This window comes from Pseudomonas frederiksbergensis, assembly GCF_035751725.1.
Taxonomy (GTDB): Bacteria; Pseudomonadota; Gammaproteobacteria; order Pseudomonadales; family Pseudomonadaceae; genus Aquipseudomonas; species Aquipseudomonas frederiksbergensis_A.
Genome location: NZ_CP142104.1, coordinates 4,406,857 through 4,426,489 on the forward strand (window position 1 = coordinate 4,406,857; position 19,633 = coordinate 4,426,489).

The 19,633-nt window shown below is 61.2% G+C and carries 20 protein-coding genes; 10 read left to right on the plus strand and 10 right to left on the minus strand.

The genetic code is table 11. The features are described from left to right. The first annotated feature begins 307 nt into the window (after positions 1-307). Together VQ575_RS19545 and VQ575_RS19550 are read left to right on the plus strand one after the other, a co-directional pair. Complete coding sequence (locus tag VQ575_RS19545; protein ID WP_003184325.1) at positions 308-868, plus strand: glycine cleavage system transcriptional repressor; 561 nt, start codon at positions 308-310, stop codon at positions 866-868. A gap of 10 nt (positions 869-878) precedes the next feature. Beyond that, a complete protein-coding gene (locus VQ575_RS19550) occupies positions 879-1,352 on the plus strand; it encodes a peroxiredoxin (protein WP_325918267.1) in 474 nt (157 codons plus the stop codon). Between the two features lie 75 nt (positions 1,353-1,427). On the opposite strand, the gene VQ575_RS19555 is transcribed toward VQ575_RS19550, so the two are convergent. Both VQ575_RS19555 and VQ575_RS19560 read right to left on the minus strand, forming a co-directional pair. Next, positions 1,428-2,498, minus strand: coding sequence for an AI-2E family transporter (locus VQ575_RS19555; protein WP_039593318.1), 1,071 nt, complete (start codon positions 2,496-2,498; stop codon positions 1,428-1,430). A 29-nt stretch (positions 2,499-2,527) separates the two neighbouring features. After that, on the minus strand, positions 2,528-2,767 hold the full coding sequence (locus VQ575_RS19560) for a sulfurtransferase TusA family protein (RefSeq protein WP_039593317.1): 240 nt from the start codon (positions 2,765-2,767) through the stop codon (positions 2,528-2,530). Positions 2,768-2,865: 98 nt separating this feature from the next. Between VQ575_RS19560 and VQ575_RS19565 the strand changes: the two genes are divergently transcribed. Further along, positions 2,866-4,299: a M48 family metalloprotease gene (locus VQ575_RS19565; RefSeq protein WP_039593316.1), complete on the plus strand. Its 1,434-nt coding sequence runs from the start codon at positions 2,866-2,868 to the stop codon at positions 4,297-4,299. A gap of 66 nt (positions 4,300-4,365) precedes the next feature. On the opposite strand, the gene VQ575_RS19570 is transcribed toward VQ575_RS19565, so the two are convergent. The 4 genes from VQ575_RS19570 to rpoE all read right to left on the minus strand — a co-directional run bounded on the left by VQ575_RS19570 (position 4,366) and on the right by rpoE (position 8,179). Next, a complete protein-coding gene (locus VQ575_RS19570; RefSeq protein ID WP_045155310.1) occupies positions 4,366-5,793 on the minus strand; it encodes a DegQ family serine endoprotease in 1,428 nt (475 codons plus the stop codon). Positions 5,794-6,023: 230 nt separating this feature from the next. Beyond that, on the minus strand, positions 6,024-6,971 hold the full coding sequence (locus VQ575_RS19575; protein ID WP_039593314.1) for a MucB/RseB C-terminal domain-containing protein: 948 nt from the start codon (positions 6,969-6,971) through the stop codon (positions 6,024-6,026). A gap of 8 nt (positions 6,972-6,979) precedes the next feature. Further along, positions 6,980-7,567: a sigma-E factor negative regulatory protein gene (locus VQ575_RS19580; RefSeq protein ID WP_039593313.1), complete on the minus strand. Its 588-nt coding sequence runs from the start codon at positions 7,565-7,567 to the stop codon at positions 6,980-6,982. Positions 7,568-7,597: 30 nt separating this feature from the next. Beyond that, positions 7,598-8,179 carry an RNA polymerase sigma factor RpoE gene (gene rpoE / locus VQ575_RS19585; protein ID WP_003172477.1) on the minus strand — a complete coding sequence of 194 codons (582 nt, stop codon included), beginning with the start codon at positions 8,177-8,179 and terminating at the stop codon, positions 7,598-7,600. A 558-nt stretch (positions 8,180-8,737) separates the two neighbouring features. Between rpoE and nadB the strand changes: the two genes are divergently transcribed. Then, positions 8,738-10,354: an L-aspartate oxidase gene (gene nadB, locus VQ575_RS19590; protein WP_039593312.1), complete on the plus strand. Its 1,617-nt coding sequence runs from the start codon at positions 8,738-8,740 to the stop codon at positions 10,352-10,354. Here nadB and VQ575_RS19595 read toward each other — a convergent pair. Further along, positions 10,323-10,775 carry a protein YgfX gene (locus VQ575_RS19595; RefSeq protein WP_080942489.1) on the minus strand — a complete coding sequence of 151 codons (453 nt, stop codon included), beginning with the start codon at positions 10,773-10,775 and terminating at the stop codon, positions 10,323-10,325. The two genes, nadB and VQ575_RS19595, sit on opposite strands and share 32 nt — an antisense overlap. After that, the gene (locus tag VQ575_RS19600) at positions 10,759-11,013 is read right to left on the minus strand and encodes an FAD assembly factor SdhE (RefSeq protein ID WP_039593311.1); all 255 of its coding nucleotides are present in this window, start codon (positions 11,011-11,013) and stop codon (positions 10,759-10,761) included. Before VQ575_RS19600 ends, VQ575_RS19595 begins: the two co-directional genes overlap by 17 nt. 149 nt (positions 11,014-11,162) lie before the next feature. On the opposite strand from VQ575_RS19600, the gene ygfZ reads away from it, so the two are divergent. Both ygfZ and VQ575_RS19610 read left to right on the plus strand, forming a co-directional pair. Next, the gene (ygfZ, locus tag VQ575_RS19605) at positions 11,163-12,104 is read left to right on the plus strand and encodes a CAF17-like 4Fe-4S cluster assembly/insertion protein YgfZ (RefSeq protein ID WP_039593310.1); all 942 of its coding nucleotides are present in this window, start codon (positions 11,163-11,165) and stop codon (positions 12,102-12,104) included. A 35-nt stretch (positions 12,105-12,139) separates the two neighbouring features. Next, complete coding sequence (locus tag VQ575_RS19610; RefSeq protein WP_039593309.1) at positions 12,140-12,961, plus strand: HDOD domain-containing protein; 822 nt, start codon at positions 12,140-12,142, stop codon at positions 12,959-12,961. 56 nt (positions 12,962-13,017) lie between these two features. On the opposite strand, the gene VQ575_RS19615 is transcribed toward VQ575_RS19610, so the two are convergent. Further along, entirely contained in the window at positions 13,018-14,403 is a 1,386-nt protein-coding gene (locus tag VQ575_RS19615) for a sensor histidine kinase (protein WP_039593308.1), read from the minus strand. Further along, positions 14,396-15,067 carry a response regulator gene (locus tag VQ575_RS19620; protein ID WP_039593307.1) on the minus strand — a complete coding sequence of 224 codons (672 nt, stop codon included), beginning with the start codon at positions 15,065-15,067 and terminating at the stop codon, positions 14,396-14,398. The genes VQ575_RS19615 and VQ575_RS19620 overlap by 8 nt, the downstream gene beginning before the upstream one ends. Before the next feature lie 421 nt (positions 15,068-15,488). Here VQ575_RS19620 and VQ575_RS19625 point away from each other — a divergent pair, with 421 nt between their 5' ends. From VQ575_RS19625 to VQ575_RS19640, 4 genes are read left to right on the plus strand one after another with little or no spacing between them, the layout of a single operon-like run. Then, positions 15,489-16,481, plus strand: coding sequence for a Bug family tripartite tricarboxylate transporter substrate binding protein (locus VQ575_RS19625; RefSeq protein ID WP_039593306.1), 993 nt, complete (start codon positions 15,489-15,491; stop codon positions 16,479-16,481). 55 nt (positions 16,482-16,536) lie between these two features. Further along, entirely contained in the window at positions 16,537-16,998 is a 462-nt protein-coding gene (locus tag VQ575_RS19630) for a tripartite tricarboxylate transporter TctB family protein (protein ID WP_039593305.1), read from the plus strand. A gap of 1 nt (position 16,999) precedes the next feature. Beyond that, a complete protein-coding gene (locus tag VQ575_RS19635; protein ID WP_039593304.1) occupies positions 17,000-18,514 on the plus strand; it encodes a tripartite tricarboxylate transporter permease in 1,515 nt (504 codons plus the stop codon). Beyond that, positions 18,507-19,547 (plus strand): AbrB family transcriptional regulator, encoded by a 1,041-nt coding sequence (locus VQ575_RS19640; RefSeq protein WP_039593303.1) that lies wholly within the window; start codon positions 18,507-18,509, stop codon positions 19,545-19,547. Before VQ575_RS19635 ends, VQ575_RS19640 begins: the two co-directional genes overlap by 8 nt. Positions 19,548-19,633 lie beyond the last annotated feature (86 nt).

The following is a 19,633-nucleotide window of genomic DNA, read 5'->3' on the forward strand; positions in this document are numbered from 1 at the left end:
TCCTGCCGGAAAAAGAGAGCCGTAATGGTACTGGCGCCAAGATGCTTGTACAAGCGAACTCCCATTCCCCTTGGCGATGGTTTTCGCTACCCTTCAGGCTTTGATCGGTACCGATAAGCTCATACGCCGGTCCCCAGCCTCCGCTTTCGTCGCTACAAGCCCCGATCCTGCGTGTGTCCCGGTGTATTCGCGTTGCTTTGCAACGCAGCACATCCACAAGACGAAGGGCTTGAATCGTTCGGTTTCCCAGGGCTGGCACCGCAACGAGCTGAAACGTACCGACCGCTCATCGCTTTAGGAATGCTGCATGTCCACCCCCACAGTCCGCGAACAATTCCTTGTTATCAGTGCCCTTGGCGCCAACCCCATGGAGCTGACTAACGTCCTGTGCCGCGCCAGCCATGAGAATCGCTGCGCCGTCGTGACGTCACGCCTGACCCGTCATGGCGAGTGCAGCGCGCTCGTGCTGGAAATCTCCGGCAGTTGGGACGCCCTGGCCCGCCTCGAGGGCAGCCTGCCCGTGCTGGCCAAGAAACACGCGTTCACCGTCAACGTGGTACGCAGCGCCGCCCTGGAGAATCGTCCCCAGGCCCTGCCCTACGTGGCTTATGTGAGTTCGGCCTACCGCCCGGACATCATCAACGAGTTGTGCCAGTTCTTCATGGACCATCACGTCGAACTGGAAAACCTGACCTGCGATACCTACCAGGCCCCGCAGACCGGCGGCACCATGCTCAACGCCACGTTCACCGTGACATTGCCGGCCGGCACCCAGATCAGCTGGCTGCGCGATCAGTTCCTGGATTTCGCCGACGCGATGAACCTGGATGCCTTGATCGAACCGTGGCGCCCACAAAACCCAATGTAAGGAAGCGTTCATGACCGTTGCCATCGACCAGCCGGTCACCGATTTCCAGGCGCCCGCCACCAGCGGGCAGACCGTGAGCCTCGCCGCCCTCAAGGGCAAGCAGGTGGTCATCTACTTCTACCCCAAGGACAGCACCCCTGGCTGCACCACCGAAGGCCAGGGTTTTCGTGATCAGTACGCGCAGTTCCAGGCCGCCAACACCGAAGTGTTCGGTGTCTCCCGGGACAGCCTCAAGTCCCACGAGAACTTCAAGTGCAAGCAGGAATTCCCCTTCGAGCTGATCAGCGACAAGGACGAAGCGGTTTGCCAGTTGTTCGATGTGATCAAGCTGAAGAAGCTTTATGGCAAGGAATACCTGGGCGTTGATCGCAGCACCTTCCTGATCGACAAGGATGGCGTGCTGCGCCAGGAATGGCGCGGCGTGAAGGTGCCGGGGCATGTGGATGCTGTGTTGACGGCGGCTCAGGCATTGAACAAGGGCTGAAATTCCCGCTGTCGGTACTGGCCCCTTCGCGAGCTTGCTCGCAAAGGGGCCATCAGCATCACCCCATTGCTCAAGCTACAACAACGGCGCCACCACCGGTTCCTTGCTCGGCCACGCATCCAGCACCGCCTTGAACAGCGTCGCCAGGGGAATCGCGAAGAACACGCCCCAGAAGCCCCACAACCCACCGAACAGCAACACCGCACAGATGATGGCCACCGGATGCAGGTTCACCGCCTCGGAGAACAACAGCGGCACCAACACGTTGCCGTCCAGGGTCTGGATGATTCCGTAGACCGCCATCAGGTAGATGAACTGATCGCTCCAGCCCCACTGGAACAGCGCAATCAGCGCCACCGGCACGGTCACCACCACGGTGCCGACGTAAGGAACCACCACTGAAATGCCCACCAACAGCGCCAACAGGGCGGCATAGTTGAGTCCCAGGGCGACAAAGCCGATGTACGTCACGCCGCCACAGATAAATATCTCGATGACTTTCCCGCGGATGTAATTGGCGATCTGCCGATTCATCTCCTGGGCCACCCGCGTCAGCAACGCCCGTTCGCGGGGCAGGTAACCGCGGACCCAGCGCCCGATCATTTCCCGGTCCTTGAGAAAGAAAAACACCAGGATCGGTACCAGCACCAGGTAAATCATGATGTTCACCAGCAACGGCAAGCTGGACAGCGAAAACGTCAGCGCCCACTGGCCGAACTTGCCGATCTCGCCGCGTACCACTTCGATCGTCTGCAATACCTGCTCATCCGAGACCAGGTGCGGATAACGTTCCGGCAGCAGCAGCAACAGCGATTGCCATTTGACGAGCATCCCCGGCAATTCGTTGAACAACGTCACCAACTGGTGCCAGAGCAAGGGCACGATCACCACCAGGAACACCAAAAGCAGCCCCATGAACAACGCAAACACCAGCCCTACCGCGACGGAACCGGGCAGTCGCAAGCGCTCCAGGGTGGTGACCAGACCTTGCATCAGGTACGCCAACACCATCCCTGCCAATACCGGTGCGAGCATGCCGCCCAGCGTCAGTACCGCCGTGAATGCCAGGAACAGCAGCACCGCCAGCACCACGGCTTCTTCATCGGAGAAGTAGCGCTGAATCCAGTCCCGTAACACTTTGAACATTAAAAATCCTTAAGGGGTGTCGCCTGTTTTCAGGCTTTCTTCAACCAGTAACGGTAGACGCCGTTTTCGTCCTCTTCGCGCAGCAGCGTATGACCGGCCAATCGGGCGAAGGTGCGGAAATCGCGCTGCGAGCCAGCATCCGTGGCGGTTACCTTGAGCACCGCACCGCTGGCCAGGCGATTGAGTTCCAGCTTGGCCTTGAGCAACGGCAACGGGCAATTCAGGCCGCTGGCGTCCAGCTCGGCATCATGGGCTACAGCATCGATCATTGTTTCACTCCGCAACGGGTCGTCGAGCCGCCTAGAATATCTGGTCCCGGACACGCTGTCCGGCTACAGTAAGGTCTTTGTCGACTAAGGCTTCGTGCATGACATTTCTGCGCCCCACCCTGCTGACGCTCGCTTGCCTGCTCGCCTCACCGGGCTTCGCCGACGACCTGCCGTCACTTGGCGATGCCAGTTCTGCCATCGTCTCGCCAGAGCAGGAGCACCAACTGGGCCGCGCCTGGCTGGCTCTGCTGCGCAGCCAGGTTTCACAGCTCAACGACCCGCAGCTCAAGGACTACGTCGAAACCAGCGTCTACAAGCTGGTGGAAACCAGCCAGGTCAATGACCGGCGCCTGGAATTCATCCTGATCAACAGCCCGCAGCTCAACGCCTTCGCCGCTCCTGGCGGAATCGTCGGGGTCAATGGCGGCCTGTTCCTCAACGCACAGACCGAAGGCGAATACGCGTCGGTCATGGCCCACGAACTGGCGCATTTGTCCCAGCGCCACTTTGCCCGTGGCGTCGAAGCACAACAGCGCATGCAGGTGCCGATGATGGCCGCTCTGCTGGCGGGTATCGTGGTCGCCGCCGCTGGCGGTGGCGACGCCGGGATTGCCGCCATCGCCGGGACCCAGGCCGCCGCCATCCAGGAACAGCGACGCTTCTCGCGCCAGAACGAACAGGAAGCGGACCGCATCGGCATCCAGAACCTGGAAAAAGCCGGGTATGACCCACGGTCCATGCCAACCATGTTCGAACGCCTGATGCGCCAATACCGCTTTGATGCCAGGCCTCCCGAGTTCCTGCTGACTCACCCGGTCACCGAGTCGCGTATCGCCGACACCCGTAACCGCGCCGAACAGGCCAAGCCGGGGGGGATCGAGGACAGCATGCGCTATCAGCTGATTCGCGCCCGAGTCCAATTGACGTATGAAGAAACCCCGGGGCTTGCCGCCAAGCGCTTTCGCGCGCTGCTGGACGAAAATCCAAAGAACGATGTGGCCCGCTATGGCCTGGCGATCGCACAGATCAAGGGCGGCCAGTTGAATGAAGCGCGGGAGAACCTCAAGCCCTTGCTGGCTAAATCGCCCAACGAAATCATCTACAACCTGGCCCAGGTCGATCTGGACATCACCAGCAACAAGCTGCCGGACGCTCAATCGCGTGTCGACCGGCTGCTGACCCAGTACCCGGGCAATTACCCGCTCAACCAAGTTCGTGTCGACCTGCTACTCAAGCAGAATCGTCCCGCTGATGCGGAAAAAGCGCTGGAAACCCTGCTCAAAAGCCGTCCGGACGATCCGGACGTCTGGTACATGGTCGCCGAGACACGCGGCCTGTCGGGCAACATCATCGGCTTGCACCAGGCCCGCGCCGAGTACTTCGCGTTGGTGGGAGACTATCGCCAGGCGATCCAACAACTGGATTTCGCCAAACGTCGCGCAGGAAGCAATTTCCCATTGTCGTCGCGGATCGACGCACGGCAGCGAGAGCTCATGGAGCAGGAGCGAATGGTCAAGGACATGATGGGCTGAACCTAGCAGCCCGGCATAAAAAAACCGCCTCGATATCGAGGCGGTTTTTTTCAGCCGGTAACTGGCTTATTCGGCCAGCTTGAACGTGATGAAGCTCGCACGTCCTTGACGCAGGACGCGCATCGATACCGAGCGATTCTTCGGCAGCGCCTTGGCGATATCGGTGAATTCCTTGGCGGATCCGATGGCCTGGTTATTCAGGTGCGTAATGATGTCGCCTGGTTGCAGGCCGATCAGTGCAGCAGGACCTTCCTGCACTTCCTTGATCACCACACCACCTTGCAACTCCAGGGTGCGCTTCTGCTCGTCGGTCAGTTCGACCACCGCGACGCCCAGGCGATTGCTGCTGCGCTCGACGCCGGACTTGGGCAGCGAATCCAGCTCCTTGCCCTCTTCCGGAATAGCGCCGACCGTGAGTTCAACGTTCTTGCGCTTGCCCTCGCGAATGACTTCGAGGTTGGCCTTGGCCCCGGCCTTGAGGGCACCTACCAGGTGCGGCAAATCAGCAGACATGACGATCGGCTGGCCATTGAGGCTGAGGATCACATCGCCGACCTGCAAGCCGCCCTTGGCTGCCGGACCACCGTCCTGGATTTGCGCCACCAGGGCACCGGCGGGTTTTTCCAGCCCGAACGATTCGGCCAGGTCCTTGTTCACTTCCTGGATGACCACGCCCAGCCAGCCACGGCTGACTTTGCCTTCGCTTTTCAGCTGGTTGGACACGTCCATGGCAACGTCGATCGGAATCGCGAAGGAAACGCCCATGAAGCCACCCGAACGGGTATAGATCTGCGAGTTGATCCCCACCACTTCACCGTCGAGGTTGAACAGCGGGCCGCCGGAGTTGCCTGGGTTGATCGGCACGTCGGTCTGGATGAACGGCACGTAGTTTTCGTTGGGCAGGCTGCGGCCGATGGCACTGACGATGCCCTGGGTCACGGTGTGGTCGAAGCCGAACGGCGAACCGATCGCGACGACCCATTGGCCGGCCTTCAGATTCTGGGATTTGCCAAGCTTGAGCACGGGCAAGTCCTTGCCTTCGATCTTGAGCAACGCCACGTCGGACCGAGGGTCGGTGCCGATCAGCTTGGCCTTGAGCTCACTGCGATCGGCCAGGCGTACCAGGATCTCATCGGCATCGGCGATCACGTGGTTGTTGGTCAGGATGTAGCCATCCGGTGAAATGATGAAACCCGAGCCCAGGGACTGCGCTTCCCGCTGGCGGCCACCACCCGGCGACCGTGGTTGCGGCATCCCGCGCTCGAAGAATTCGCGCAGCATGGGGGGCAGGCCTTCCAGGTCGGGCATCTGCGGGTCCATTACCCGACGTTCCGGCAGCTTCTGCGTCGTACTGATGTTCACTACGGCGGGCGAAGCCTGCTCGACCAATTGCGTAAAATCGGGCAATTCGACCGCCACGGCAGGAACGGCCTGGCCGAGCACAAGCACGGTGGCAAAAATGGAGAGATAGGTTTTCAAGCGTAGTATCGACATACGGCTCCCGTTACGACGAGCATGGTTAAGCGATATGGAGCAGAAACACGGGAGAACGATACTCCGGTATTTTTGTTCCGCAAACAGACAAGGCCAGAGCCGAGCGGCTCTGACCTAATAGAAAAAAAATCGTTTTTTTGCAAATGAAAATGCTGACAGGAAGTTTCCGCATACCGATCAAGCCTTGGCGTTAACGGCCTCCTGCGCAATCGAATCACCTGGGCACTGGGCTATTTGGCTGCCGTGACGTCGGAGCGCATGGAAAGCGCGATCCGCTCGGCCGTCCCGATAGGAATCTCACCGACCACCGTGACCATCATTTCGCCTTGCGGCGTGGTCAGACGGCGGGATACGGCGGCGGTCGGCCCCAACTGCGTACGGGTATCGGTGGCAGTGGCGCCATTCAACGGCTCCAGGAATACCGAGAACCGAGCCAGGCCGTCGTCGTACATGAGGCTGTTGACCGGCACCTTGGTGTCCGGGTCATTTCGCGTAACACTGCTGGTCAATTCAAAGCCCGGCGGAAGCCAGTCCGAACGCCATGCGGTCTTGACTGCCGTCGCCTTGTCGGGCTCCTTGGCAACAGCCGTGCATTCGGCACTGGCCTGCAGGTCAGCCTCCGAAGGTGCGGCGGTATTCAGGCGGGTATATTGAAAGCGTTCGAGCAACTGTCCCTTGTCATTCAACAGCAAGGACTTGAGCGGCAACCCGGTTTCCTTGTCCAGATGCAGCTCGAACCCATAACGATGCTGGTCCTTCGGAGTCAGCGCCACGATGACCGCCTGACGCCCAGCCACGCGCGACTTGCCGATTACGGCAAGGTCATACCAATTCTTGAGTTTTTGCGGATCGAGCGTACGTGCAGTGCCATCTGGTGTATTTCCCAGCCCGGCGATCAAGGTGCCACTGACGCATTGAGTATGTCCATCAATGCGCATGACCTCCTGTGCCGAACCGTCGAGCTGGAGCAACCGCTCGCGGACCTTACCATCCTGAACACGATGCCAGATGTTATGGGTAGAAAAACTACCGTTACGCTCGTAAACGAAAGTGCCCTGGAAGCTTTGCTGTTGCTCGGCTTGGCTCAGACGATTAAGCCAGTCTTGAGCCTCGCCAGCATGGGCTGGAATCACGCACCAGCCACCAAGCAGAAGCGAGAAGAGAGGTATGGCGCGCATGGTCCTCCTTAACGGTTTTCCAAGCTGGCCGCACGAGCGTAAGGCAGCGCGCTTTCAGTGCCTTTCAACGCAGCCTGCTGGGCATGCTGGCGCAGGTAGTTCGGCAGGCGCTGATCGTGCCAGCCTGGCTGTCCTTGCAAGACACCGTTGTTCATCGGGCCAGCGGCCTCCGAACCTTCGCTGTAGCCGGCCAGTACCGCAGGCCCCTTGACCTGTGGCGTTGCCAGGCTTGGCTGGTTGGATTGCTGCGCCATCTGCACGCCAGCGATCTCGTCCTGGTTGTACAACCGGACACCGGCCAATACCGCGACGGTGACCGAAGCAGCTACAGCCAAGCGACCCAGGCTACGCCATGGACCACGGGAGGCTTTCGCCGGTACGGCTTCATCAGCCAATGCAGCAGAAACGGCCGCAGCGATGTCCAGGCGCGGAAGCAGCAGGTCCTTGTGCATGACAGCCCGGGCGATCTGGTAACGGGCCCAGGTCTCACGGGTTTCAACATCGTCGAAGGCATTCAATACCCGACGCAATTCCAATTCGTCCGCTTCGTTATCCATCACTGCGGACAGCGATTCCTGCAGGGCTTCACGACTCATGGCGTTCCTCTCTTGGCTGTCGCCGCTGTCTCAGTTTTCCTGCAACAACGGTTGCAGGGCTTTATCGATGGCCTCCCGAGCGCGGAAGATCCGGGAGCGCACGGTACCCACCGGACATTGCATGACGCTCGCAATGTCCTCGTAACTCAGACCGTCGAATTCGCGTAAAGTTAAAGCCGTACGCAAATCTTCGGGCAGTTGCTGGATGGTTCGATGGACGGTGCCTTCGATCTCATCCCGCAGCAACGCTCGCTCCGGTGATTCGAGGTCCTTGAGGCCATGATCGCCATCGTAGAACTCCGCATCTTCAGAACTCACATCGCTATCCGGCGGCCGGCGGCCGCGTGAAACCAGATAGTTTTTCGCCGTGTTAATGGCGATGCGGTAAAGCCACGTGTAAAACGCGCTATCCCCGCGAAAATTTCCAAGTGCGCGGTAGGCCTTGATGAAGGCTTCCTGGGCAACATCCTGGGCTTCATGGGTGTCGTGCACAAAACGCACGATCAACCCGAGAATTTTGTGCTGGTATTTCAGCACTAGCAGATCGAAAGCTCGCTTGTCGCCGCGCTGAACGCGTTCGACCAGCTGCTGATCCTCTTCCTGGGTTAGCATGAACACTCCTCGATAAGCTCGAAGGAGGCTTGCACTACTAATCGACCGGGCTTGCAAACATAGACTCGGGCTTTTCGCAAAAGTTCTCCCCCTTCCAAGCAAGTTTCCGGCGCGCTCTGATCCGGCACGCACGAAAAACGCAGCACGAGATTCCCCGGCTGCGCGAATAATCTGTCGCCGGGCCTGCCGGGCGAGGATTCGAATCGAAGTCCTGCACCAACCCGACGCTGTTCCCTTTTGCAGACAACCGTCTATTGAACGTAGCCGCTTGGCAAAAGTTCCCGCTATTTTCTGCCCTTCGAAACGAAGATTTGGCAACCGTGACGAGATAAACAACGTTCCGTCCTCGAAAACGTCGCGTTGTCGCCATTTCAGGAAAACCCTGTTCCGACGAAGCGTGTCGCTTTTCCGTCACGCTGGTTTCACATCGCCATGATTGCCCGGCTATTGTGCCGATCCCCCCCTCTATATACTAGTGGGCTGCAAGGCTGCCTGACCCGTTGAAGCGGATGTCCGGCGCCAACCCCTCACGGGTCGCTTTGAGCGGAAATCATTCGAATGAGCCAACAGTTCCAACATGATGTACTGGTAATCGGCAGCGGTGCCGCCGGATTGAGCCTGGCCTTGACCCTGCCCGCGCATCTGCGCATCGCCGTACTGAGCAAGGGCGACCTCGCCAACGGCTCGACGTTCTGGGCCCAGGGCGGCGTCGCGGCCGTGCTGGATGACGCCGACACGATCCAATCCCACGTCGACGACACGCTCAACGCCGGAGGCGGGCTGTGCAATCAGGACGCGGTGCGTTTCACCGTCGAGCACAGCAGGGAGGCGATCCAATGGCTGATCGACCAGGGCGTGCCGTTTACCCGCGATGAGCAGTCCGGCACTGAAGACGGCGGCTTCGAGTTTCACCTGACCCGCGAGGGCGGTCACAGCCACCGCCGGATCATCCATGCCGCCGACGCGACGGGCGCGGCAATTTTCAAGACCCTGCTGGCCCAGGCCCGGCAGCGACCGAACATCGAGTTGCTGGAGCAGCGAGTCGCGATCGACCTGATCACCGAGAAACGCTTGGGCCTGGACGGTGATCGCTGCCTGGGCGCCTACGTGCTCAACCGCGGCACCGGTGAAGTTGACACCTACGGCGCGCGCTTCGTCATCCTGGCTTCCGGTGGCGCGGCAAAAGTCTATCTCTACACCAGCAACCCCGATGGCGCCTGCGGTGACGGCATCGCCATGGCTTGGCGCTCCGGTTGCCGGGTGGCGAACCTGGAATTCAATCAGTTCCACCCCACCTGCCTCTACCACCCGCAGGCCAAGAGCTTCCTGGTGACCGAGGCCCTGCGCGGCGAAGGCGCGCACCTGAAGCTGCCCAACGGGGAACGCTTCATGCAACGCTTCGATCCCCGCGCCGAGCTGGCCCCACGGGACATCGTTGCCCGGGCCATCGACCATGAGATGAAGCGCCTGGGCATCGACTGCGTCTACCTGGACATCAGCCACAAGCCCGAAGCGTTCATCAAGAGCCATTTCCCGACGGTCTACGAACGCTGCCTGGAATTTTCCATCGACATCACCAAGCAGCCTATTCCGGTGGTTCCGGCGGCGCATTACACCTGTGGCGGCGTCATGGTCGACCAATTCGGCCGCACCGATGTCCCAGGCCTGTATGCGATCGGCGAAACCAGCTTTACCGGGCTGCACGGCGCCAATCGCATGGCCAGCAACTCGCTGCTGGAATGTTTCGTCTACGCCCGCTCGGCAGCGGCCGACATTCTTGAGCAATTGCCGCAGATCGCCATCCCGGCCGCCCTGCCCTCGTGGGACGCCAGCCAGGTCACCGACTCTGACGAAGACGTGATCATTGCCCACAACTGGGACGAACTTCGGCGCTTCATGTGGGATTACGTTGGGATCGTGCGCACCAACAAACGCCTGCAACGGGCCCAGCATCGGGTTCGCCTGCTGCTCGACGAGATCGATGAGTTCTACAGTAACTACAAAGTCAGCCGGGACTTGATCGAACTCCGCAACCTGGCTCAGGTGGCCGAATTGATGATTCGCTCGGCCATGGAACGCAAGGAAAGCCGAGGACTGCATTACACCCTCGATTACCCGGACCTGTTGCCGGAGGCGCTGGACACTATCCTGGTGCCGCCCACCTACGCCGGCTGAACCTGAGTCGTACCCGCAGGCGCCGATGGACATCCGGCGCCAGCGCATCGCGGGGCACACACAGCGAGCGAACCCGCCGCTCACCCTGGAGGCGAAAGCGCAGCACGACGATCATCGGCAATGCGAGGCTGTCGGGCCGCAACTGCACCGCCTGCCAGCCGCCCCCGGTGCTCCAGAGCTGCCAGCCATCGGCATCGCGACGCAAGCCACGAAACGCTCGCCGATGGGTCAATAACAGATGTCGCGGCAGTACCCAGGCGCCATGGCCCAGGCACAGCAGGATACCTACGACTGCATACCCGAGGGGGATAGCCAATAGCAACAACGAAACAAGGGCGAGCACCAGCGCCAAAAGGTACGCCGCCAGCAATCGTCTGGAGGCGCGCCAGCGGCATTCGAAGCGATTACTTGGGCTGGACACGATCCAGGATCATCCGGACCATGCGTTGCAACTCCGGATCCTCGGACTCACTGCGTTCCATGAACCAGCCGAACATGTCCTGGTCTTCGCACTCGAGCAGGCGGACGTAGCATGCACGGTCAACCTCATCGAGGTGGGGATAGACCTCTTTCACGAACGGCACCAGCAACACGTCAAGCTCAAGCATGCCGCGGCGGCTGTGCCAGTAGAGGCGATTCAGTTCAACATCTTCGACCATGGAGCGCTCCTCAAATAGAGCGCAAGTATACAGGCCCGGCCGTGGCGGAACAGACGGCTTTGGTCGGTCATCGCCGAACCTTTGTAAACTACCCATTTCAAGGGCGTCCCCTTATGATGTCTACCAGACTTTTTACCCTGCGATGACCCATGGCTGATTCCGCTTTTTTCTGCACCCTGTCCCACGAAGGCGTTCTCGCGGTCCGCGGCGTGGATGCCGGCAAATTCCTGCAAGGCCAATTGACCTGCAACCTCAACTACCTGAGCGACACCCGGGCCAGCCTCGGCGCCCGTTGCACGCAAAAAGGCCGGATGCAATCGAGCTTCCGGATCGTGCTCGAAGGCGACGGCGTCCTCATGGCGATGGCCAGCGAGTTACTCGAACCCCAACTGGCGGACCTGAAGAAGTACGCAGTGTTCTCCAAATCCAAACTCACCGATGAAAGCCCGGCATGGGTTCGCTTCGGATTGGAAAACGCTGACACCGCACTCAGCGAACTGGGCCTGGAGTTGCCGGCCGACACCGACAGCGTGGCCCGCCAGGAATCCTTGATCGCCATTCGCGTCTCCCCCGGCCGCGCCGAGCTCTGGGCCCGCGCCGAACAGGCCGAGACGCTACGCACTCGCCTGGGCGCCGAGCTGGCCGAAGGCGACTTGAACCGCTGGCTGCTGGGCCAGGTCCGTGCGGGCATCGGCCAGGTCATGCCGGCCACGCGCGAATTGTTCATTCCGCAAATGCTCAACCTGCAAGCCGTCGGCGGCGTGAGTTTCAAGAAAGGCTGCTACACCGGCCAGGAAATCGTCGCTCGCATGCAGTACCTCGGCAAGCTCAAGCGTCGCCTCTATCGCCTGCAACTGGACGCCAGCGAATTGCCGGAGCCCGGCACCCCGCTGTTTTCCCCCACTCACGGCAGCTCCATCGGTGAGGTCGTCATTGCCGCCCATGCCGAGCGAAACATTGAACTGCTGGCGGTATTGCAGGCCGAAGCGGCAGGGGATGGCAATTTGCACCTCGGTGCTTTGGAAGGCCCCGCGCTACAATTGCTGGACTTGCCTTACGAACTGGATCGCGACCGCGAAATCCAGCGTTGATCGCAACATTTTGTCGCAACACCTAGAGAACCGAAATGAGCGATTTGGCGGATAAGGTCCAGCGGGATTTGGTGGCGGCCATCGATAATGACGATCTGGTCCTGCCCACATTACCGGAAGTGGCCATGCAGATTCGCCGGGCCGCCGAAGATCCGGAGATCAGCGTCAGCAATCTGAGCAAAGTGATCGGCCGTGACACGGCACTCTCGGCTCGCCTGATAAAAGTGGTCAACAGCCCGCTGCTGCGCGCCACGCAGGAAGTGACGGACTTGCACACGGCCATCACCCGGCTGGGCGTCAACTACAGCAGCAACCTGGCGATTGGCCTGGTCATGGAGCAGATATTCCATGCCCGCTCCGATGTCGTCGAACAAAAGATGCGGGAAGTGTGGCGCAAGAGCCTGGAAATCGCCGGGGTCAGTTATGCGCTGTGCCGCAGCTACACGCACCTCAAGCCTGACCAGGCCGCGCTGGGCGGCTTGGTGCATCAGATCGGCGTGCTGCCGATCCTGACGTATGCCGAAGACAACAACGAACTACTGTCGGACCCGGTCAGCCTGAACCATGTCATCGAGACGATCCATCCCGTGTTGGGGGATAAGCTGCTCAGCGTCTGGGAGTTTCCGGAGCGCTTGGTGAAATTGCCGGGGTTGTATCTGGATTTCACCCGGGATTCGAAACAACTCGATTATGTCGACCTGGTGCAGGTTGCCGCGCTGTACTGCTACAAGGACTGCGACCATCCGCTGAGCAGGATCGACGCGTTTGGAGTCCCCGCGATCAAGAAGCTGGGCATCGACCTGGACAACCAGGACCGCTGCGCGGACCTGGAAGAAGCGCGGTCAATGTTTTACTGACAGAGCCTGTTGCGGCCAGGGAGCAAGCTCCCCCGCCACAGGGTTACGCGTTGTTGTCAACCAGGGATAAAACTCACCCGCACCTTCAATCCGCTCTCCTGCCCATCATGCAGGCTGATCTGTGCCAGGTGCGCGCGGCAGATTTCCCCGACGATCGCCAACCCCAAGCCCGAACCGGCCACTTGCTGGTTGCGTCGATAGAAGCGCTCGAACACCCGCTCCCGCTCGGTTTCAGGAATGCCGGGGCCGTCATCCTCGACCTCCAGCACCGCCGGCGCGGCGACCCGCAGGATCACGTTACCACCCGATGGCGTATGGGCCAGCGCGTTGTCCACCAGATTGCTCAACAGCTCGTTCAGCAAAGTCGGTTCGCCCCGCAGCCAGACGGGCTCATCGGCCTCCAGCGCCAATGCGACACCCCGGGCATGAGCCAATGGCGCCATGGCCATGCCCAGTTCACGGGCGAGCTGGCTCAGGTCAAGCAATTGCGCGCCACCCTCGGCAATCGCCCGCGCGCCATTTTCCACTCGGGCCAGCGACAGCAGCTGGTTCGCAAGGTGAGTCAAGCGGTCGGTGCCCTGGGCCGCGGTCTCCAGGGTTTCGCGCCACGTGGCCGGTTCGCTGGCGCGCAAGCCCAACTCCAGGCGCGCCTTGAGGGCGGCCAAGGGCGTTCGCAGCTCATGAGCGGCATCGGCAATGAATTGCGCCTGGCGTTCAAATTGGCCGCGCAGGCGCTCAGTGAAATGGTTGAGCGCTCGCACCAGCGGCCATAACTCGTGCTGGACTTCCACCAGCGGCAGCGGCCGCAAGTCATCCGGTTGGCGCTCTTCCACTGCGGTGCGCAAGCGCTCCAGCGGACGCAGCGCGGCACTCACTGCGAACCACACCAACAACAGCGCCCCCACGGCCAGCATGCCCAACCGCAGCAACGTATCGGCCATCAAGCTGCGCGCCATGCTGACCCGCGCTTCTTCGGTTTCCGCCACGCGAATTTCCGCCATGCCGTTCATCTCAGGCTCGCTCACGGCCTTGAGCAGGCTCACGACCCGCACATTCTGGCCCTGGTAGGTGGCGTTGTAGAAACGTGCCAGCGCTGGGTAATCGTCCGTGCGCGGCGTACCCGGCGGCGGACCGGGAAGGTTTTCGTAGCCGGAAATCAACTTCTGGTGGATATCGTTGACCTGGTAGTAGATACGCCCTGCGCTGTCATAGGCGAAGGTGTCCAGGGCCACGTAAGGCACGTCCGCGCTGAGCGTGCCGTCTCGCTGGGAAAGGCCGGCGGCGATGGTCCGGGCCGAAGCCAACAGCGTCCGGTCGTAGGCGGTATCGGCCGCTTCGCGACCATTCCAATAGGCGCTGAGGCCGCTGGCGAGCATCAGCACCACCAGCAACGACGCAAGATTGCGCAGCAGCCGCCAGCGCAGGCTGTCGGGCTTATGCATCGCGGGTTTCCAATAGATAGCCCAAGCCCCGGAACGTCACGATCGCCACCGCATGGCCATCGAGCTTCTTGCGCAGTCGATGAACGTAGATTTCGATGGCGTCAGGGCTGGCTTCTTCGTCCAGGCCAAATACCTGGGATGCCAGTTGTTCCTTGCTCATCACCCGCCCAGGGCGGGCAATCAGCGCTTCCAGGACCGCCTGCTCGCGGGAGGTCAAGGTCATCAGTTCCTCATCCAGGGTAAAACGCCGGGTGTCCAGGTCGTAGACCAACCCACCGCAGCGCTGCTGGCGCTCGCCACCGAGCACGCTGCGGCGCAACAACGCCTTGACCCGGGCTTCCAGCTCGGTCAGTTCAAATGGCTTGGCCAGATAATCATCGGCGCCGAGATTGAGGCCATGGACGCGGTCCTTGACGTCGCTGCGAGCGGTCAACATCAGCACCGGCAAGGTCTTGCCCCGCGCCCGCAAGCGCGCCAGCACCTCGAAACCGTCCATGCGTGGCAATCCGACATCGAGAATCGCCACCGCATATTCCTCGCTACCCAGGGCCAGGTCGGCGGCTACCCCGTCGTGCAGCACGTCCACTGTCAAACCCGTGCTCTTGAGCGCCTGGGCGACACTTTCGGCCAGCTGCAGATGGTCTTCGACGAGCAGAACACGCATGGGTTTTTCCTCGATTCAGGGATGGCCGGCGCCATTCTTTGGCGCGGAGTTTACAGCCGCATCCGCCACTGTGAAGCCAAAAATCATCCTGAAAGCTTTTGAAAGGTTAGCGAAAGGTTGGGCCGCTAGAGTCGCTCCACGGACAGTTTCGACTGCCGGTCGCGAGACACCTCGCGAAACGAAAAACGCCTCGAAGCGTTTTCGCCGAATAAAAACAATAAGCGGAGTATTCATCATGCTGTCCCTACAGCTCATGGCTTCAATGCCCACCCGCCTTTCCTGCCCCAACCAGACTACCCTTGCCTGTGCCACTGCGCAGACCGCACTGCCGCGTCTTTGAAACGCGTTTGCAAGTCTGCACCGTACATGCGCTGCGAAGCCTGATTTGAAACACAAAACAACAACTCCTGTGGAGACAACAATGAACCTAGCACTGCGTAAAGTAGCCCTTGCCGTTGGATGCCTGATGCTCGCCGGGCAAACGCTCGCCGCCGATCCATCCAAAGAGCCAAAGCGCCCCGAATGCATCGCCCCCGCCGCTCCAGGTGGTGGTTTCGACCTGACCTGCAAACTGGCGCAAAGCGCACTGGTCAATGAAAAGCTGCTGACCAAGCCGATGCGCGTCACCTACATGCCCGGCGGTGTCGGCGCGGTGGCCTACAACGCAGTGGTCGCACAACGCCCGGCCGACGCAGGCACGTTGGTGGCCTGGTCCAGCGGTTCGTTGCTGAACCTGGCGCAAGGCAAGTTTGGCCGTTTTGATGAAACCAACGTGCGCTGGCTCGCTGCCGTCGGCACCAGCTATGGCGCCATCGCCGTGAAAAGCGATTCGCCCTACAAAAATCTTGACGATCTGGTACAGGCCCTGAAGAAAGATCCTGGCTCGGTGGTGATCGGCTCCGGCGGCACCGTCGGCAGCCAGGACTGGATGCAGACCGCATTGATTGCCAAGGCCGCCGGTATCGACCCGCGCAAACTGCGCTACGTGGCCCTTGAAGGCGGCGGTGAAATCGCCACGGCCCTGCTCGGCGGCCATATCCAGGTGGGCAGTACGGACATCTCCGACTCCATGCCACATATCCAGAGCGGCGACATGCGTCTGCTGGCGGTGTTCTCCGATAAGCGCCTGGACGAGCCGGAAATGAAAGACATCCCGACCGCGGTGGAACAAGGCTACGACATCCGTTGGCCGGTGGTACGTGGCTTCTACCTGGGCCCGAAGGTCACCGATGCAGAATACGAATGGTGGAAAAATGCCTTCGACAAGCTGCTGGCCTCCGACGAGTTCGCCAAGCTGCGCGATCAGCGCGAACTGTTCCCCTTTGCCTTGACCGGCCCCGAACTGGATACCTACGTGAAGAAACAAGTGGCCGACTACAAGATGCTGGCCAAAGAGTTCGGCCTGATCCAGTAATCGCCTCTGTTCTCGCGGCGGCGCTGGTACAACCGGCGCCGCCCAGGAGTTAGTCATGTTCGTCATCCAACGTATTGTTGCCGCAGTGCTGTTGCTGGCCTGTATCGGCCTGGCGCTGATGGCTTGGCCTTATCAGGCAGCCTTTTCCTATGAACCCGTCGGCCCGCGTGCCTTTCCCCTGCTGATACTCGGGCTGATGGGGCTGGCGCTGCTGTACATGCTGTTTCGCCCCACGCCGGTCGTACACAGCGAAGACGACCCGCAACTGGACCGCGAAACCTTGCAGAAAATCGGCATCTGCGTGTTGCTCCTGTTGGTCTTCGCCGGGACCTTCGAACCCCTGGGCTTCATCCTCGCCAGCATTGTCACCGGTGTGCCGATGGCGCGCCTGTATGGCGGCCGCTGGGTACCGAGCGTGGTGATCATCAGCCTGATGGCCATTGGTCTTTATCTATTGTTCGACAAGCTGATGGACGTGCCGCTGCCCCTGGGCCTGCTCGACGTCCTGGAGAATTGATATGGATACCCTGAATTATCTCGGCCAGGGTTTTGGCGTTGCACTGACCCCGTACAACCTGGTCACCGCGTTGAGCGGCACGTTGATCGGCACCGTCGTTGGCCTGCTGCCGGGCCTGGGCCCGATCAACGGCGTGGCGCTGCTGATCCCGATTGCCTTCGCCCTGGGCCTGCCGCCGGAGTCGGCGTTGATCCTGTTGGCGGCCGTTTACCTGGGCTGTGAATACGGCGGGCGTATCAGCTCGATCCTGCTCAACATCCCAGGCGAAGCGTCCACTGTAATGACCACGCTGGACGGTTATCCAATGGCTCGCCAAGGCTTGGCCGGGGTCGCCTTGTCGCTGTCGGCGTGGAGTTCGTTCCTCGGCGCGCTCATCGCCACCTGCGGGATGGTGCTGTTTGCTCCCTTGCTGGCCAAATGGGCCATTGCCTTCGGACCGGCGGAATATTTCGTACTGATGGTGTTCGCCATCGTCTGCCTGGGCGGCATGGCTGGCGATCGCCCGCTGAAGACGTTTATCGCGGCGTTGATCGGCCTGTTCCTGTCGTGCGTCGGCATCGACGCCAACAGCGGCGTCTACCGCTTCACCGGTGACAACATCCATTTGACCGATGGCATCCAGTTCGTCGTGCTGGTGCTGGGCCTGTTCTCCATCAGCGAGATCCTGTTGCTGCTGGAAAAAACCCACCGCGGCCAGGAAGCGGTGAAAGCCACCGGACGGATGATGTTCAACGTCAAGGAAGCGGCCTCGGTGTTCTGGGTGAACATGCGCTGCGGCGTGCTCGGCTTCATCATGGGCGTGTTGCCAGGTGCCGGGGCGACCTTGGCCAGTGCCGTGGCCTACATGACTGAAAAACGCATGGCCGGCGCCAGCGGTACGTTCGGCCAGGGCGACAAGCGCGGCCTCGCGGCCCCGGAAACCGCCATCGGCGGCGCAGCCTGCGGCGCACTCGTACCGATGCTGACCCTCGGCGTTCCCGGTTCGGGCACCACCGCGGTGATGATCGGCGCGTTGTCGCTGTACAACATCACACCCGGCCCGCTGCTGTTCCAGCAGCAACCGGACATCGTCTGGGGCCTGATCGCCTCGTTGTTCGTCGCCAACGTCATGCTGGTGATTCTCAACATCCCGATGATCCGCGTCTTCACCCGCATCCTGGCTGTGCCGAACTGGGCACTGGTGCCCGTGATCGCGATCATCACTGGCATCGGTGTCTATGCGGTGCACGCCACCACGTTCGACCTGTTCCTGATGATCGGCATCGGTATCTTCGGCTACATCCTGCGCAAGTTGGAATTCCCGCTGTCGCCCGTGCTGCTGGGTTTCATCCTCGGCGGCCTGATGGAGCAGAACCTGCGGCGTGCGTTGTCGATCTCCAACGGTGCGCTGGAAATCCTCTGGTCCAGCCCGATCACCGCCGGTTGCTGGGTCCTGACGGCGATCATGTTGTTCCTGCCGCTGCTGCGCATCTGGCGTCGTCGTAGCGCCCAGCGTCGTGCCCTGGCCAATGTCTGAGGCAACAACCTTCAGACAATGGTGGGGAACACCGCTGGTCGGTCTGGCCGGCGGTTATCTGGCCAGCCTGATCGGCTGGCCCTTGCCCTGGATGGTCGGCTCGCTGTTGGCGATCATCCTGGTGCGCTGCCTGACCCCATGGCAATTGATGGAAATCCCCGGCGGCCGCAAATGCGGCCAATGGGTGGTGGGCATCGGCATCGGTTTGCACTTCACGCCGGTGGTGATGGAACAAGTCCTGAGCCACTTCGGCCTGATCTTCTTCGGCGCGCTGATCACCAGCGTGTCCAGCGTGGTGAGCGTGTGGCTGATGCGCCGCACCGGCGAAGAGCGCGCCACCGCTTTCTTTTCCAGCATGCCGGGCGGTTCCGGCGAAATGGTCAACCTCGGCGCCCGCAACGGTGCGGACCTCAGCCGTGTTGCGGCGGGCCAGAGCCTTCGGGTGCTGGTGGTGGTGCTGTGCGTGCCGGCCGCTTTCAAATATCTGCTGGGCGAAGGCACCCCCGTGCAACATGCCACCACGGTGGACTGGTTGTGGCTGGCGATCCTGTTCCCGGCCGGCGCCCTGCTCGCCTGGACCTGGGAACGCCTGCGCCAGCCCAACCCATGGTTGTTCGGTCCGCTGCTGGTCAGCGCGGCGGTGAGCATCGGTTGGGATTTGCACATCGGCCTGCCCGATGGTGGCAGCCAGATCGGCCAATGGCTGATCGGCAGCGGCCTGGGCTGTCATTTCAACCGGCAGTTCTTCCGCCGGGCACCGTCGTTCATGGGACGCACGTTGGTTGGCACCGTATTGACGATGCTGATCGCCACGCTTGCGGCCCTTGGCCTGAGCACCTTGACCCACCTGGACCTGCGTTCGCTGACCCTGGGCATGATGCCCGGAGGGATCGCGGAGATGAGCCTGACGGCAGAAACCCTGCAATTGTCGGTGCCCTTGGTGACGGCGTTGCAGGTGATGCGGCTGTTGTTCGTGCTGTTCCTGGCAGAGCCGCTGTTCCGGTATTGGATGCGCAGGCCTGGGTCGGCCTGATAGACCGAGTTGCCCTCTTCGCGAGCTGGCTCCCACAAAAAAGTGCGACACGCACTGACAGTGTGGGAGCGGCGGGCCCGCTAGCG

Bases quoted from the DNA above. Each gene is read 5' to 3' on its own strand.
- VQ575_RS19635 (WP_039593304.1), top strand. From the start codon at position 17,000: ATGGATACCCTGAATTATCTCGGCCAGGGTTTTGGCGTTGCACTGACC.
- VQ575_RS19630 (WP_039593305.1), top strand. From the start codon at position 16,537: ATGTTCGTCATCCAACGTATTGTTGCCGCAGTGCTGTTGCTGGCCTGT.
- VQ575_RS19565 (WP_039593316.1), top strand. From the start codon at position 2,866: ATGACATTTCTGCGCCCCACCCTGCTGACGCTCGCTTGCCTGCTCGCC.
- VQ575_RS19620 (WP_039593307.1), bottom strand. From the start codon at position 15,067: ATGCGTGTTCTGCTCGTCGAAGACCATCTGCAGCTGGCCGAAAGTGTC.
- VQ575_RS19550 (WP_325918267.1), top strand. From the start codon at position 879: ATGACCGTTGCCATCGACCAGCCGGTCACCGATTTCCAGGCGCCCGCC.
- VQ575_RS19640 (WP_039593303.1), top strand. From the start codon at position 18,507: ATGTCTGAGGCAACAACCTTCAGACAATGGTGGGGAACACCGCTGGTC.
- VQ575_RS19610 (WP_039593309.1), top strand. From the start codon at position 12,140: ATGAGCGATTTGGCGGATAAGGTCCAGCGGGATTTGGTGGCGGCCATC.
- VQ575_RS19545 (WP_003184325.1), top strand. From the start codon at position 308: ATGTCCACCCCCACAGTCCGCGAACAATTCCTTGTTATCAGTGCCCTT.
- ygfZ (WP_039593310.1), top strand. From the start codon at position 11,163: ATGGCTGATTCCGCTTTTTTCTGCACCCTGTCCCACGAAGGCGTTCTC.
- VQ575_RS19600 (WP_039593311.1), bottom strand. From the start codon at position 11,013: ATGGTCGAAGATGTTGAACTGAATCGCCTCTACTGGCACAGCCGCCGC.
- VQ575_RS19555 (WP_039593318.1), bottom strand. From the start codon at position 2,498: ATGTTCAAAGTGTTACGGGACTGGATTCAGCGCTACTTCTCCGATGAA.
- VQ575_RS19560 (WP_039593317.1), bottom strand. From the start codon at position 2,767: ATGATCGATGCTGTAGCCCATGATGCCGAGCTGGACGCCAGCGGCCTG.
- VQ575_RS19575 (WP_039593314.1), bottom strand. From the start codon at position 6,971: ATGCGCGCCATACCTCTCTTCTCGCTTCTGCTTGGTGGCTGGTGCGTG.
- VQ575_RS19625 (WP_039593306.1), top strand. From the start codon at position 15,489: ATGAACCTAGCACTGCGTAAAGTAGCCCTTGCCGTTGGATGCCTGATG.
- rpoE (WP_003172477.1), bottom strand. From the start codon at position 8,179: ATGCTAACCCAGGAAGAGGATCAGCAGCTGGTCGAACGCGTTCAGCGC.
- nadB (WP_039593312.1), top strand. From the start codon at position 8,738: ATGAGCCAACAGTTCCAACATGATGTACTGGTAATCGGCAGCGGTGCC.
- VQ575_RS19570 (WP_045155310.1), bottom strand. From the start codon at position 5,793: ATGTCGATACTACGCTTGAAAACCTATCTCTCCATTTTTGCCACCGTG.
- VQ575_RS19615 (WP_039593308.1), bottom strand. From the start codon at position 14,403: ATGCATAAGCCCGACAGCCTGCGCTGGCGGCTGCTGCGCAATCTTGCG.
- VQ575_RS19580 (WP_039593313.1), bottom strand. From the start codon at position 7,567: ATGAGTCGTGAAGCCCTGCAGGAATCGCTGTCCGCAGTGATGGATAAC.